Here is a 12,371-nt window from a genome sequence, read left to right as displayed (position 1 = left end):
CTCGGTCCGCGCATCAGCCTTGGCACGAACCGTCTAGTACTTCTTCCGGCCCTTGGCTGCGGACGGCAGCCCCGGGCACTGTGCGGCGCGCAACAGATTGCTCATGGTTACGCGCTCATCGCAGGGAACTCATCGGGTTTCCATCAGATTTCTGACCCGCTTTCACTTTGGACGGTCGCCCCCGCAGACCCTTCGGCCGTCGCGGGGACACTATGCAGTGCCGGATCCTGGTCCAGGCCGTCGCTCACGACGGCCGAGCGGAAGGCACGCGCGAACGCACGTTTCCGCTGCGCCAGGGCCAGGCACTCGGTTCCGGGGTGCAACCAGGCACCCCGGCCGCCCATCCGGCGTCGCACATCGACCACAACGCGGCGTTCGCCCGCGTCAGAGGTCGTGCATGTCAGCCGGATGAGCTGTTCCTGAGGTTCCCGACGGCGGCATCCGACGCAAGTGCGTTCGGGGGCATCGGGCTTCGTGGGAACACTGTTCTGTGCTGCCACCTGCGCCTGCCTCCATCACGAACGTATGCCACCCTCCGGTGGACATACGGATGCCATGCCGGGAACCCGGCCTTCCCATTCTACGCCCTCCGCGGCGGCCTTGGGGCCGCCTCGGCGAGTCGGGCTCAGTTGGCGGCGGCGTCGGAGACGATGTCGATGCGCCAGCCGGTCAGCTTGGCCGCCAGACGGGCGTTCTGCCCTTCCTTGCCGATGGCCAGGGACAGCTGGTAGTCGGGCACGACGACTCGTGCCGAGCGAGTGGACGGGTCCACGATAGTGACGCTCGTGACGTTCGACGGCGAGAGCGCGTTGGCGATGAACGTCTCCGGGGTGTCGGAGAAGTCGACGATGTCGATCTTCTCGTCGTTGAGCTCGTTCATCACGGCGCGCACGCGGGAGCCCATCTCACCGATGCAGGCGCCCTTGGCGTTGATGCCCGGGCGGTTGGCCCGCACAGCCATCTTGGTGCGGTGGCCGGCCTCGCGGGCCAGCGCCATGATCTCCACGGAGCCATCCGCGATCTCCGGGACCTCCAGTTCGAACAGCTTCCGGACCAGGCCCGGATGCGTACGGGAGAGCGTGATACTGGGACCCTTCTGGCCACGCTGCACGCTCACCACGAAGGCGCGGATACGGTTGCCGTGCAGGTACTTCTCGCCCGGGACCTGCTCGGGCGGCGGCATGAGGGCCTCCACGCTGCCCAGGTTGACCTGAACCATGTGGGGGTTGTGGCCCTGCTGGATCTGGCCGGCCACCAGCTCGCCCTCGCGGCCCTTGAACTCGCCGAGGACGTTGTCGTCCTCCACGTCGCGCAGCCGCTGCAGGATGATCTGGCGGGCGGTGCTGGCGGCGATGCGGCCGAAGCCGTCCGGGGTGTCGTCGAACTCGCCGATGACCTCGCCCTCTTCGTCGGTCTCACTCGCCCAGATCGTCACATGGCCACTCTTGCGGTCCAGCTCGGCACGGGCCTGATCGATGGCGCCAGGGGTCTTGTGGTAGGCCACCAGCAGCGCCTGCTCGATGGTGGGGATGAGCTTGTCCAGGGGGATTTCCCGTTCACGCTCCAGGAGACGCAGTGCGCTCATGTCGATGTCCATATCAGGCCTCCTCGGCTTCGGGATCCAGTACGTCGTCCAGCGGCACTTGGTCCAGATGATTGAATTCGATCTCCACCTTGGCCTGGCGGATCGCGGTGAAAAGCAGGGTGACGGGCTCGCCGTCCTTGACCTTGACGCCCTTGCGGGCCTCGAGGCGGGGCACCAGGGTCACGGAGTCCTCCTGGACGTCCTGGACCCGGCCGGTGACCGGTTCGCCTTCCACCAGGCGGGCCTTGACCAGACGGCCGAGGTTCCGGCGCCAGTGGCGGGGCTGCGTGAGCGGACGGGACAGGCCCGGGGAGGAGACCTCCAGCTCATAGGCGTCGGTGCCGTCCTGCGGGTCGCCGTCCAATGCGGCGGAGATGTCCGTGGAGACCTCCGCGATCAAGTCCAGGCTGACGCCGCCCTGCTGGTCCTCGGGCAGGTCCACCAAGATCTGCACGGTGCGCCGGTGTCCGGCGCGGTGGATGCTCACCTCTTCCAGGAAGAGCCCTCGGGCGGTGACCACGGGTTCCAGGAGTCCGTGGAGCCGGGCCGCCTCCGGGTCCTGTTCCCCAGAGTGTGGGGTCGTCGAATGTCCGGCAGCGCTCATGGTCCGCAAAGCCTCCCTGGTTGAAGTTTTCAACCTATAGAGTATCGACTTTTCCCCTCCGCGGCTCCCGGGCCCTCCGGACGGGCATCCCGGCCGGAGCCGGGAGTCCATCAAAGCGTGGGAAAATCGCTGGTGATGAAAAACCTGGGGAAGAGACGGCTCGTGGCCGTCGGCCGGCTGATTCCGCTCACCGTGATCACGCTCCTCGTGGTGGGGCTCAGCGCCGGGGAGGACTTTCTCCGCCCGGCCCCGGCGGATCCCACCGAGTCGGAGACAGCGCAGGCACGATTGTCCGCCCGGTCCCAGGAGCTTGCGGAACAGGCCCGGATCCTGGACCGCACCGCTTCCGGCACCTTCTCCGGGCTGGCGGAAATTCTCGGAACTCAGGCCGCCGCCCTGGCCATCCCGGGCACGGCTCCCGCCACAGCCACGCCCTCCGGCACCGCATCCTCCGCGCCCACGCCGTCGGCCGGGCCCTTCCTGGATGACGCCGTCCGAAGCGTGCACGACCTCCTGGACCGCGCCGCCGTCGAACCCGACCCAGGGCTGGCGCGCCTCTATGCCTCAGCGGCACTGGGGCGCCTGAACGCACTCACTCCGGTGTCGGCCGGCCGGCCCACCGCCGCGCTGACGGCGCAGTCTCTGACGCCTGCGCCATCGGTCCCCCAGTCAGGGTGCGTCACCGGAGTCGCAGCCTCCGCACCGAGCGGCAGTCCCACGCCGGGCGCCGGAACCCCCGGCACGACGGCGGCCGGGCAGCCCATGAGTGACGCCGCCGCGGACGCGACGCGGGCTCTGCTGCGGACCGCGGGACGGGCGGAGTACCTCTACCAGGTGGCACTCCCCCGGCAGGACACCGCGGGTCAGAGACGCAGCGCGACCTCCCTGGGCGCCGTGGGGAACATCACGCGGGACGGGCTCGCGTGGCTGGCCTCCGCCTGCCGGCCGGATGGGCTCGCCGCGCCCGGCTACTCTCTGCCGCCGTCGTTCCTCTCCTCCCCCGGACCCGCGCTGGGTGCCGCGGAGGCCGAGCTGACCGGCGCGGGCCTGGACCTCGTGGCGTCGGCCGGGCCGGGCGAACGTGTGTGGGCCCTGCGGGTGGTCCTCGGCTCCGCGGTCCGGGCGAAGGAGTGGGGCGCCGGGCTGAGTGGCTCCGATGCACTGCCGGGCCTTCCGGTTCCGCCGGCCACGGCACCGGTGCCCACGCCGTCGTCGTCCCGCTGACACCCGCGCGGGCGAGCGCCTCAGCCAAGCTGAGCCTCGCCTTCCTGAGGCGTGCCTCAGTCTTGTCAGCCTAGGCAAACATTGCTGGAAGCCTGCCCGCCACGGTGGTTTGCTGAGGTCATGACGACGACGGACATGAGCGGACAGGCACAGAGCGAACCCACGGCGCAGGCTCCGGCCGGCCAGGTCTCCCGGGGCGGACTGGCTCAGCGTCTCAACTGGCTGAGGGCAGGAGTCCTCGGGGCGAACGACGGCATCGTCTCCGTGGCCGCCATCGTCGTGGGCGTCGCCGGCGCCACCTCCCAGCAAGGCCCGATTCTGGCCGCGGGTGCGGCCGGCCTGATCGGTGGCGCGATCTCGATGGCGCTGGGCGAGTACGTCTCGGTCAGCAGTCAGAGCGACAGCCAGCGCGCCCTCATCCGGCGCGAGGAGGAGGCGCTCCGCACCGATCCCCAGGGGCGGTTGGAAAGTCTCAGGACGGCGTATGAAGCACGCGGCTTGTCGCCGGAGACCGCCCGCGCCGTGGCCGAGGAGCTGTCCGCGAAGGACGCCCTGGCCGCGCAGCTGAGTGCCCGGTACAACATCGATGAGGAGGAGATCGCCAGCCCGTGGCATGCGGCGCTCGCCTCCGCTCTCGCCTTCACCCTGGGTGCACTTCTCCCCCTTCTGTCGATTCTCCTCCTGCCCGCCGGCCTCCGGATCCCCGTGACCTTCGCCGTGGTCCTGACGGCCCTGGCCGCGACTGGTGCCCTGGGCGCTTGGATCGGCGGGGCCAAGGCTCCCCGCGCGGCCGTGCGCGTGGTGATCGGTGGGGCTGTGGCGCTGGGGGCGACCTTTCTCATCGGCAGCCTGCTCGGGCAGAGCGGCGTGGTCTGATCATCCTTTCGGGTCTACGCTGAAGGTGTGAGCCAGCCTCTGCCGATTCCTCTTGCCCTGGAGCGTCGGATGAACCGCACGGCGGAGGGGAAGGCCTGGGTGCGTTCCCTCCCCGCCCTGGTGGAGGAGTGTTTCCGCCGATGGGGGCTGGTGCTTGACGTCTCCCCCGGCTTCCCCGTGCTGCACGGGTACAGCGGCATCGTCCTGCCGGTGCTGGCCCAGGGGCGGGAAGCCGTCCTCAAGGTGTCCCTTCCGGTGGAGGAGACCCTGTCTGAAGGCCCCGCGCTGAGGCACTGGCAGGGCCATGGCGCGGTCCGGCTCCTGGATGACGACCCCGCGCACTGCGCACTGCTGCTGGAGCGGCTCAGCCCGGTCCGGACTCTCTGGGATGTGCCGCTGAACGAGGCGGCCTGGATCTGGGGCGGCATCGTCCGGCAGTTGAGCGAGGTGCCCGTCGCCGGCAGCCCGGTCTCCACGGATCACAGCTATCGCATTCCCCGGCTGTCCGATCTGGCCGAACGGTGGTGTGATGAACTTCCCCAGGACTGGATGGACCTCGGCCGGCCGTTCCCGGCCTGGCTCCTCCATGAGGCCCTGGAGGTCTGCCAGACCCACGGCGCCGTGGCCCGCCGTGACGACTCGGACGTCCTGGTCCATCAGGATCTGCACTTCCGGAACATCCTCGCCCGGCCCGGCCCGGACGGCGGCGCCGATTGGGTGGCCATCGATCCTCAGGCCGTGCTCGGTCCCGCGGAGTTCTCCCTGCCGCCGGTGCTGCGGAACAGGATCGCCGAGTATGGGGCGGCGGATCCGGTGGCCGCGGTGAACGGCAGGCTGAAGGACTTCTGCGCGGAGGCCGGCCTCGACACCGAGCTGGCACGGCAGTGGTCCGTGGTGAGTTTCGTCGAAGACGCCCTGTGGTTCGCCGCACGGCCGGGACACGAAGGCGAGACCCAGCGGTCGCTGTGGCTGGCCTCGGCACTCTCAGGTCGGGTCCTGGACGACTCGGTGGACCCCACCAGGCTGCACGACCCTGGCCTGGACGACTAGCCCGGACGTCCTACGCGAAGTTCTCCTGCCAGACGTCGAAGCCGAGCTTGACGATCAGGACCGCCACCACGCCCAGGAACACCCAGCGGATGAAGGAGTTCCCGCGGGCGACGGCCATGCGCGCGCCCAGGTAGCCGCCGGCCATGTTCGCGGCGCCCAGGGCGAGCCCCACACCCCACAGAAGCGATCCGTGCGGGAGGAAGAACAGGAGGGCCCCGGCGTTGGTGGCCATGTTCACGATCTTGGCCTTGGCGCTGGCCTCCGTGAAGGCATAACCCATGAGCGAGACCAGGGCGATGACCAGGAAGGAGCCGGTGCCCGGGCCGATGAGCCCGTCGTAACACCCGATCAGGGCGCCGATCACGCAGGCCACAACATAGTGGGTCCGCCCCTCATGCCGCAGGGCGGTGTGCTCGCCCACCTTCGGCCGGAGGGAGGTGAAGATCAGGACCGCCAGAAGGGCGGCCACGATGATGGGCTTGAAGGCCTTGCCCGGCAGCTGCGTGGCGATCACCGCCCCGCCGAAGCTGCCCGCCAGGGCGATGAACGCCATGGGCAGCGCGGTCTTCAGGTCCGGGTGCACCCGTCGGTAGTACGTGACCGAGCTGGTGGTGGTGCCGAAGATGGAGCCGAGTTTGTTGGTGGCCAGCGCCTGCACCGGGCTGATGCCGGGCACCAGAAGCAGAGCCGGCAGCTGGATCAGCCCGCCACCGCCGACCACGGCGTCCACCCAGCCGGCGCAGAAACCGGCCACGAGGATCACCGCGAGCGTGCCGCCGCCGAGGAGCCCGAAACCGCTCTGCAGTTCCAGGCCGCTCAGCATGGCACGCCCAGCGGTGACCGTCTCATGCGTTCAGTGCTCAGTGCGCGACGGCGGCGCGGACCGCCTCGACGGCCTCTGCGACGGGGACGTTCACCGCTTCGCCGCTGCGGCGGTCCTTGAGCTCCACCACTCCGTCCGCCAAGCCCTTGCCGACGGCGAGGATGGTGGGCACGCCCAGGAGTTCGGCGTCGCCGAACTTCACCCCCGGGGAGACCTTGGGGCGGTCGTCGTAGATGACGTCAAGGCCTGCGGCGGAGAGCTCGGCGGAGAGCTTCTCTGCGGTGGCGAAGATCTCCTCACCACGGCCGACGGCCACCACGTGCACATCGGCCGGGGCCACGTTGCGGGGCCAGATGAGGCCGCGGTCATCGTGGTTGGACTCGGCCAGAGCAGCCACCGCCCGGGTCACGCCGATGCCGTAGGAGCCCATGGTCACCGTGACCTGCTTGCCGTTCTGGTCCAGGACCTTCAGCTCCAGGGCCTCGGCGTACTTGCGGCCGAGCTGGAAGATGTGGCCCATCTCGATGCCGCGGGCGAGCTCCAGCGGTCCGCTCCCGTCCGGTGCCAGGTCGCCGGCGCGCACCTCGGTGGCCTCGATGACGCCGTCCCAGCCGAAGTCCCGGCCGGCCACCAGACCGAACACGTGCTTGCCAGGCTCATTGGCGCCGGTGATCCAGCTGGAGCCGGGCACCACACGGGGATCCACCAGGAATAGCACCTTGGACGCCGCTTCGGCGCCGAGCAGCGGCTCCTCGAGGGACAGGCCGGGGCCGATGTAGCCCTTGACCAGCTGCGGATTGGCCTTGAGGTCCTCCTCATTGGCGGCCTCGAGTCCGATTTCACCAGGGACGGAGAGGAACGCGCCGATGTTGGCTTCCACACGCTTGAGGTCCACGGAGCGGTCGCCGGGGACGCCGATCGCCACGAGCTGGCGCTCGCCGGTGGGCAGCGTGACGGCCAGGACCACGTTCTTCAGCGTGTCCGCGGCGGTCCACGCGCCGCTCCCGCGCGGGGAGATCTGATTGGCGGCCACCACGAGGGTTTCGATCGTGGGGGTGTCCGGGGTGTCGAGCACGACGGCGGCGGGCAGCCCGGCGAAGTCGATCGCCTCGGGTGCCACGGTGGTCACGGCCTCGACGTTGGCAGCATAGCCGCCGGCCGAGCGCACGAACGTGTCCTCACCGATCTCGGTGGGGTGCAGGAACTCCTCGCTCTTGGAGCCGCCCATCGCGCCCGCGGTGGCCTTGACCGGCACCACCTCGAGGCCGAGCCGCTCGAAGATCCGGATGTAGGCCGCGCGGTGAGCCGCATAGCTGGCGTCCAGGCCGGCGTCGTCGACGTCGAAGGAGTACGAGTCCTTCATGATGAACTCGCGGCCGCGCAGCAGGCCGGCGCGCGGCCGCGCCTCGTCGCGGTACTTGTTCTGGATCTGGTAGATCGACAGCGGCAGGTCCTTGTAGGACGAGTAGAGGTCCTTGACCAGGAGGGTGAAGACCTCCTCGTGGGTGGGTGCCAGCAGGTAGTCCGCGTCCTTGCGGTCCTTCAGGCGGAAGATGCCTTCGCCATACTCGGTCCAGCGGTTGGTGATTTCGTAGGGCTCCTTGGGCAGGAGGGCCGGGAAGTGCACCTCCTGGGCACCGAACGAACTCATCTCCTCACGGATGATCCGCTCCACCTTGCGCAGCACGCTCAGGCCCAGCGGGAGCCAGGTGTAGATGCCCGGGGCGGCACGCCGGATGTAGCCGGCCCGCACCAGGAGCTTGTGGCTGGCGACTTCGGCGTCCACCGGGTCTTCACGCAGGGTCCGCAGGAAGAGCGAGGAAAGGCGTGTGATCACTGATTATCCGTTTCTGGGCGATTCAGGGCTGAGGCTGCGCGGGTGTACCCGGCACAAGTGAGGCCGGCCGGAGCCATCCGGCGCGGTGCACCCTTGAGTTTATCGGGTTCCGGCGGTGGATGGGGCGGGACCGTGGGCCGGGTGGCACCAGGCCTCGGTCGCGCCTGCCCGGGACCGTGTGATCCGGCAAGACCCTTGACCACGTCCGTCCCTGAACGTACCGTTAATTCATCACGTGATGAATTAATCCCCACCCCGCGAGGGGCCGTCACGAAGGGGTGGACAAATGCTCCCTGCCACCGCCGACGGGCCGGTCGCCCGTCCCACGGAAGCCGCCGTCCTGGCCCGGAATCTCCATGTCCGGCGGGGCCGCGCCCACGTCCTGCGCAATCTGACGTTCTCCATCCCCTCCGGGAGCATCACCGGCCTGCTGGGCCCGTCCGGAAGCGGGAAGACCACTCTCATGCGGGTCCTCATGGGCCTCCAGGTGTTCCGGAGCGGTGACGTGACGGTGCTCGGCGCAAGCCCGGGAGCCCGGGTTCTGCGCGCCCAGCTGGGCTATATGACTCAGTCCCCCAGCGTGTACCGCGATCTCACCGTCCGGGACAACGTCCGCTACTTCGCCACCCTCCACGGCCGGTCACGGGCCCAGGCCGACGCAGCCGTGGAGGCGGTCGGACTGGTCCCGGAGGCAGCCCGGCTGACTGCCAGCCTGTCCGGCGGCCAGTTCAACCGCGTGTCCCTGGCCTGCGCCCTGGTGGGCGACCCGCAGCTGCTGGTGATGGATGAGCCCACGGTGGGGCTGGACCCCGTCCTGCGCGCCGAGCTGTGGGACCACTTCCGGAGACTCGCCCAGGGCGGGACCACACTCCTGGTCTCCAGCCACGTCATGGAGGAGGCCCGGCACTGCGACGAACTCCTCCTGCTCCGCGAGGGCCGCCTGCTCGCCCAGCTCTCGCCGGCCGAGCTCGCCGAGCGCGGGCACAATCAGGACCTGGAACAGGCGTTCCTGGCCATGATCCAGGAGTCCGCGCCCGACGAGGGCGTGGACGGAAGGGAGGAGTCGTGAATCCGCGCCTGCTGTTCGCCACCACGGCCCGTGTGCTCAACCAGATCCGGCACGACCACCGCAGTGTCGCCATGATCCTGGTGGTCCCGTCCTTCCTGCTCGCCGCCGTCTACTTCCTGTTCGAGAATGAGACGCTGCCACCCGGATTCCCCCGGACCTTCGACCGGGTGGGCCTGGTGATGCTGGCGATCTTCCCGTTCCTCATCATGTTCCTCATCACCTCGGTGACCATGCTCCGGGAACGCACCTCGGGAACCCTGGAGCGGCTCCTGACCACGCCTCTGAACAAGGCGGATCTGCTGTTCGGCTACGCCTTCGCGTTCTCTCTCCTGGCCGCCGTGCAGGCCCTTGTGACACTCGCCGTGGCGTACTGGGTGTTCAACCTGGACGTGAAGGGAAGCCCCCTGCTCGTGGCCCTGATCTGCGTCCTGAACTCGATCCTCGGCGTCGCGCTGGGGTTGCTGTGCTCGGCGTTCGCCCGCACCGAGTTCCAGGCCGTGCAGTTCATGCCCGTGGTGGTGGTCCCCCAGATTCTGCTCTGCGGGCTCTTCGTGGCCCGCAGCGCCATGAACGACGTGCTCGGTGCCATCTCCAATGTGCTTCCGCTCAGTTACTCCGTGGAGGCGCTCCAGGAGATCGGGCGGAACACGGACCCGTCCCAGACCATGTGGCAGGACCTCATCGCCCTGGGCATCATCGCGGTCGGCCTGCTCGTGCTGGCCTCCGCCACGCTGCGGAGGCGGACCAAGTGAGCGCGGCAGGGACCTCCGGGCACGACGACGGCGCGACGGCGGGCTCTCCACCGTCCCGTCGCCGTCGGGGGCGCCGGAGCGGTGGCGAGGACAGCCGGGAACGGATCCTGAGCGCCGCCCAGCGGCTCTTCGCCGAGCACGGCTTCGACGGAACGAGCCTGCGTCAGGTGGCGTGTGAGGCCTCGGTGGACCCTGCACTGGTGCATCACTACTTCGATGGGAAGGAGGAGCTCTTCGCCCGCAGCATCGAGCTCCCGGCCGATCCCGTCGAGGTGCTGTCCGGAGTGGTCTCGCAAGACCCGGCGGTACGGTCCGAGGAGATCGTTCGCGCGGTCCTGCGGATCTGGGAGGGCCCGGCCCAGCATCGCATGGTGGCCTTCCTCCGCGGCACCCTCGGTTCGCGGACCCGGACGGCCATGCTCCGCGAGGTGGTGAGCCGGACCATCCTGGCCCGGGTGATGACGGGGATGCCGGGCAGCCAGGAGGAACTGGCCCTGCGCGGGAATCTGGTGGCGACGCAGATCGTCGGCCTCATGCTGGCACGCTACGTGGTACGGCTGGAGCCCCTGGCCTCGGCGTCGTCGGAGGATGTGGTCCGGCTGATCGCCCCAGCCGTACGGCGGTATCTGAGCGACCCGCTGGAGAGCCCGGGCTGAGCCGTCAGCGGGTCGCGGCAGTCTTCAGAAGGTTGGCCGTCTTCTCGGCCAGGCGGTCCGCTTTGCCCACCACGTCGAGGGTGTTCGTCTCCGCCATCACGCTCACGCTGAGATGCACTCCCCCGACCGCGGCTTCAACCACCGCCGTACCGGTTCAAGTGCCAGGGCAGGCCCGAGCGTCGGCCCCGTCTCAACCGGACGTCCGGGCTTGTTCACGAATTCGGGCCGGTGACCGCCGCGGCCACCGCATCCACCAGTTGCCCCGCCTCGGACGCGCCTTGGGTGGCATCATCGCCGATGACCGAGGCCCGGACCATGAGTCCGGACACCACGGCGGTCGTCTGGACCGTGACCTGAGGCGCACGGCCGGGAAGGGTCATCGTGGTGGCGTAGCTGTACGCTCCAGGGAGCCTCGTGGCGGAGCTCACCTCAACCGCCTTGAGGGAGATCGTGACTCCCTGAACCGTCATGGTGGCCGTCTTGCACAAGGTCACCTGGGCTTTGTCGTCACTGATCTGCCGGTCCAGGGCCGAGGGGTCCGCGGAGGACAGCAGACCAACGGAGATCTGCGGCGACTTCGTGGGTTCGCTGATGGCCACGGCCAGATTGAATCCGGAGGTGCTGCGGCTCATGGCGGTCTGCGTCAGCTCCGCGCAGACTTCTGGATCCGTCTTCACGCCCTTCAAGAGGTTCTTCGCCTGGCTGAGGGCCTTGTTCAGCGTGATCGACGGGATCACCTGGAGGTCGATCCCGGACGGATAGTCCGCGCGGGCCAGGATGTTCGCCAGGTCAGACGTGGCAACGGCACCCGCCGGCGAAGTCTGCGCCGGAGTGGGAGCCGGGGACGGCGTGGAGGAACCCACTGACCCGCCTCCGGCCGGCGATGGGGAGGAACCGGAACTCCGGGCTTCCACGGTGACGGTGCAGGCGCTGAGGCACAGCGCGAGTGCGGAGGTCAGGGCGAAGATCCCCCTCGAGTGCTTCATGCTGTCCCTCTTGTCCCTCTGAGCGGTGCAGGGGCCGGACCGGATGCATGAGACCTCCCCCTGGAGTCGCGTCTGCGATCATGCTAAGCCCCCGGTCGGCCGCGCTCAAGAGCGGGCAGCAGCCCGGACGGGCCCGCCAGCTATCGGAGACGGGCCCGTGCGGACTACTTGACGCGCGCGGCCACGGAGTCAAGGAGCGCGACGGCGTTCGCCCCGTCCGCCGCCGCATCCGCGCCGCCCTTACTGGTGGCCGTCACGACCACGCCGCCCTTGGCCGCCATGGCTACGACGGTCCGGCCGGGCTTGCCCGCCACGGTGGCCGTGGTGGCCACCACGAAGGTGCCCGGGGTCTTCGCCGGCGTGTCCAGCAGCTCAGAGTTCGATTCGACGTTCAGCCCGCCCATGTCGAGGGTGACTTTCTTGCACTTGTCGATCTGGTCCTTGCTCTTGGCGAAATTCGCCGCAAGGTCCGTCTGGTCCAGGCCGGAGATCACGTTGACGGCTTCGGAAGTCCCCTGGCTGGGATCGGACAGTGCCGTGGCCAAGGTTGCATTGTCCAGGAGCTGCAGCTGGGAGCCGGCACCCTGGGCAGAGCATTCGGCAGGTGTGACCTTGATTTTCTCCGCCATGGTCTTGGCCAGCTCCGTGGCCTTCTTCAGGTCCGTCGCTGGAAGGACCTTCAGCGGCTTCCCTTGGCTGTCATTGAGGCCGGAAAGCAGTGTGGCCAGCTCGGCGTCGTCGTATTTCTTGAAAGCGACGGTGGGCGACGGCGCACCGGCGCCCTCCGGAGTGCCGGCGGCTCCCCCGGTGGCCGAGCAGGCTGTGGTTCCCAGCAATGCGGCCGCGGTGGCGGCAACGGCGAGTCGGCGCAGTGTTTTCATGGAGATCCCCTTTTCCCAGGTGTTCGCG

The 12,371-nt window shown here is 69.1% G+C and carries 13 protein-coding genes; 6 read left to right on the top strand and 7 right to left on the bottom strand.

Annotated features, from left to right (window positions below):
* Window positions 1-143: 143 nt before the first annotated feature.
* The 3 genes from Q9R02_RS11715 to rimP form a co-directional block, all read right to left on the bottom strand.
* A complete protein-coding gene (locus Q9R02_RS11715) occupies window positions 144-500 on the bottom strand; it encodes a YlxR family protein (protein ID WP_305996877.1) in 357 nt (118 codons plus the stop codon).
* 125 nt (window positions 501-625) lie between these two features.
* Window positions 626-1,597, bottom strand: a complete 972-nt coding sequence (gene nusA / locus Q9R02_RS11710; RefSeq protein ID WP_305996876.1) for a transcription termination factor NusA — start codon at window positions 1,595-1,597, stop codon at window positions 626-628.
* A 1-nt stretch (window position 1,598) separates the two neighbouring features.
* Window positions 1,599-2,189 (bottom strand): ribosome maturation factor RimP, encoded by a 591-nt coding sequence (gene rimP / locus Q9R02_RS11705; RefSeq protein WP_305996875.1) that lies wholly within the window; start codon window positions 2,187-2,189, stop codon window positions 1,599-1,601.
* A gap of 135 nt (window positions 2,190-2,324) precedes the next feature.
* Between rimP and Q9R02_RS11700 the strand changes: the two genes are divergently transcribed.
* The 3 genes from Q9R02_RS11700 (at window position 2,325) to Q9R02_RS11690 (ending at window position 5,339) form a co-directional block, all read left to right on the top strand.
* Entirely contained in the window at window positions 2,325-3,413 is a 1,089-nt protein-coding gene (locus Q9R02_RS11700; RefSeq protein WP_305996874.1) for a DUF4439 domain-containing protein, read from the top strand.
* A gap of 135 nt (window positions 3,414-3,548) precedes the next feature.
* Entirely contained in the window at window positions 3,549-4,289 is a 741-nt protein-coding gene (locus tag Q9R02_RS11695) for a VIT1/CCC1 transporter family protein (protein WP_305996873.1), read from the top strand.
* 69 nt (window positions 4,290-4,358) lie between these two features.
* Window positions 4,359-5,339, top strand: a complete 981-nt coding sequence (locus Q9R02_RS11690) for an aminoglycoside phosphotransferase family protein (RefSeq protein WP_305996872.1) — start codon at window positions 4,359-4,361, stop codon at window positions 5,337-5,339.
* Between the two features lie 10 nt (window positions 5,340-5,349).
* Here the strand turns inward: Q9R02_RS11690 and Q9R02_RS11685 are convergent, their stop codons facing one another.
* Both Q9R02_RS11685 and Q9R02_RS11680 read right to left on the bottom strand, forming a co-directional pair.
* Entirely contained in the window at window positions 5,350-6,162 is an 813-nt protein-coding gene (locus Q9R02_RS11685) for a sulfite exporter TauE/SafE family protein (RefSeq protein WP_305996871.1), read from the bottom strand.
* Window positions 6,163-6,199: 37 nt separating this feature from the next.
* Window positions 6,200-7,999, bottom strand: a complete 1,800-nt coding sequence (locus Q9R02_RS11680; RefSeq protein WP_305996870.1) for a proline--tRNA ligase — start codon at window positions 7,997-7,999, stop codon at window positions 6,200-6,202.
* Between the two features lie 286 nt (window positions 8,000-8,285).
* On the opposite strand from Q9R02_RS11680, the gene Q9R02_RS11675 reads away from it, so the two are divergent.
* From Q9R02_RS11675 to Q9R02_RS11665, 3 genes are read left to right on the top strand one after another with little or no spacing between them, the layout of a single operon-like run.
* Window positions 8,286-9,068: an ABC transporter ATP-binding protein gene (locus Q9R02_RS11675; RefSeq protein ID WP_305996869.1), complete on the top strand. Its 783-nt coding sequence runs from the start codon at window positions 8,286-8,288 to the stop codon at window positions 9,066-9,068.
* Window positions 9,069-9,076: 8 nt separating this feature from the next.
* Entirely contained in the window at window positions 9,077-9,820 is a 744-nt protein-coding gene (locus Q9R02_RS11670; RefSeq protein WP_425279274.1) for an ABC transporter permease, read from the top strand.
* Window positions 9,817-10,476, top strand: a complete 660-nt coding sequence (locus tag Q9R02_RS11665; protein WP_342006926.1) for a TetR/AcrR family transcriptional regulator — start codon at window positions 9,817-9,819, stop codon at window positions 10,474-10,476. Before Q9R02_RS11670 ends, Q9R02_RS11665 begins: the two co-directional genes overlap by 4 nt.
* A gap of 212 nt (window positions 10,477-10,688) precedes the next feature.
* On the opposite strand, the gene Q9R02_RS11660 is transcribed toward Q9R02_RS11665, so the two are convergent.
* Both Q9R02_RS11660 and Q9R02_RS11655 read right to left on the bottom strand, forming a co-directional pair.
* Window positions 10,689-11,462: a hypothetical protein gene (locus Q9R02_RS11660; RefSeq protein ID WP_305996867.1), complete on the bottom strand. Its 774-nt coding sequence runs from the start codon at window positions 11,460-11,462 to the stop codon at window positions 10,689-10,691.
* Window positions 11,463-11,626: 164 nt separating this feature from the next.
* Complete coding sequence (locus tag Q9R02_RS11655) at window positions 11,627-12,343, bottom strand: hypothetical protein (RefSeq protein ID WP_305996866.1); 717 nt, start codon at window positions 12,341-12,343, stop codon at window positions 11,627-11,629.
* Window positions 12,344-12,371 lie beyond the last annotated feature (28 nt).

Origin of the sequence: Arthrobacter horti (genome assembly GCF_030731045.1) — a bacterium.
Taxonomy (GTDB): Bacteria; Actinomycetota; Actinomycetes; order Actinomycetales; family Micrococcaceae; genus Arthrobacter_E; species Arthrobacter_E nanjingensis.
This window is presented reverse-complemented; position numbering and strand designations above follow the sequence as displayed.

Excerpts from the sequence above, each read along its gene's own strand:
- Q9R02_RS11685 (WP_305996871.1), bottom strand. The coding sequence starts at position 6,162 with ATGCTGAGCGGCCTGGAACTGCAGAGCGGTTTCGGGCTCCTCGGCGGC.
- Q9R02_RS11655 (WP_305996866.1), bottom strand. The coding sequence starts at position 12,343 with ATGAAAACACTGCGCCGACTCGCCGTTGCCGCCACCGCGGCCGCATTG.
- Q9R02_RS11695 (WP_305996873.1), top strand. The coding sequence starts at position 3,549 with ATGAGCGGACAGGCACAGAGCGAACCCACGGCGCAGGCTCCGGCCGGC.
- Q9R02_RS11660 (WP_305996867.1), bottom strand. The coding sequence starts at position 11,462 with ATGAAGCACTCGAGGGGGATCTTCGCCCTGACCTCCGCACTCGCGCTG.
- Q9R02_RS11700 (WP_305996874.1), top strand. The coding sequence starts at position 2,325 with ATGAAAAACCTGGGGAAGAGACGGCTCGTGGCCGTCGGCCGGCTGATT.
- Q9R02_RS11690 (WP_305996872.1), top strand. The coding sequence starts at position 4,359 with ATGAACCGCACGGCGGAGGGGAAGGCCTGGGTGCGTTCCCTCCCCGCC.
- Q9R02_RS11675 (WP_305996869.1), top strand. The coding sequence starts at position 8,286 with ATGCTCCCTGCCACCGCCGACGGGCCGGTCGCCCGTCCCACGGAAGCC.
- rimP (WP_305996875.1), bottom strand. The coding sequence starts at position 2,189 with ATGAGCGCTGCCGGACATTCGACGACCCCACACTCTGGGGAACAGGAC.
- nusA (WP_305996876.1), bottom strand. The coding sequence starts at position 1,597 with ATGGACATCGACATGAGCGCACTGCGTCTCCTGGAGCGTGAACGGGAA.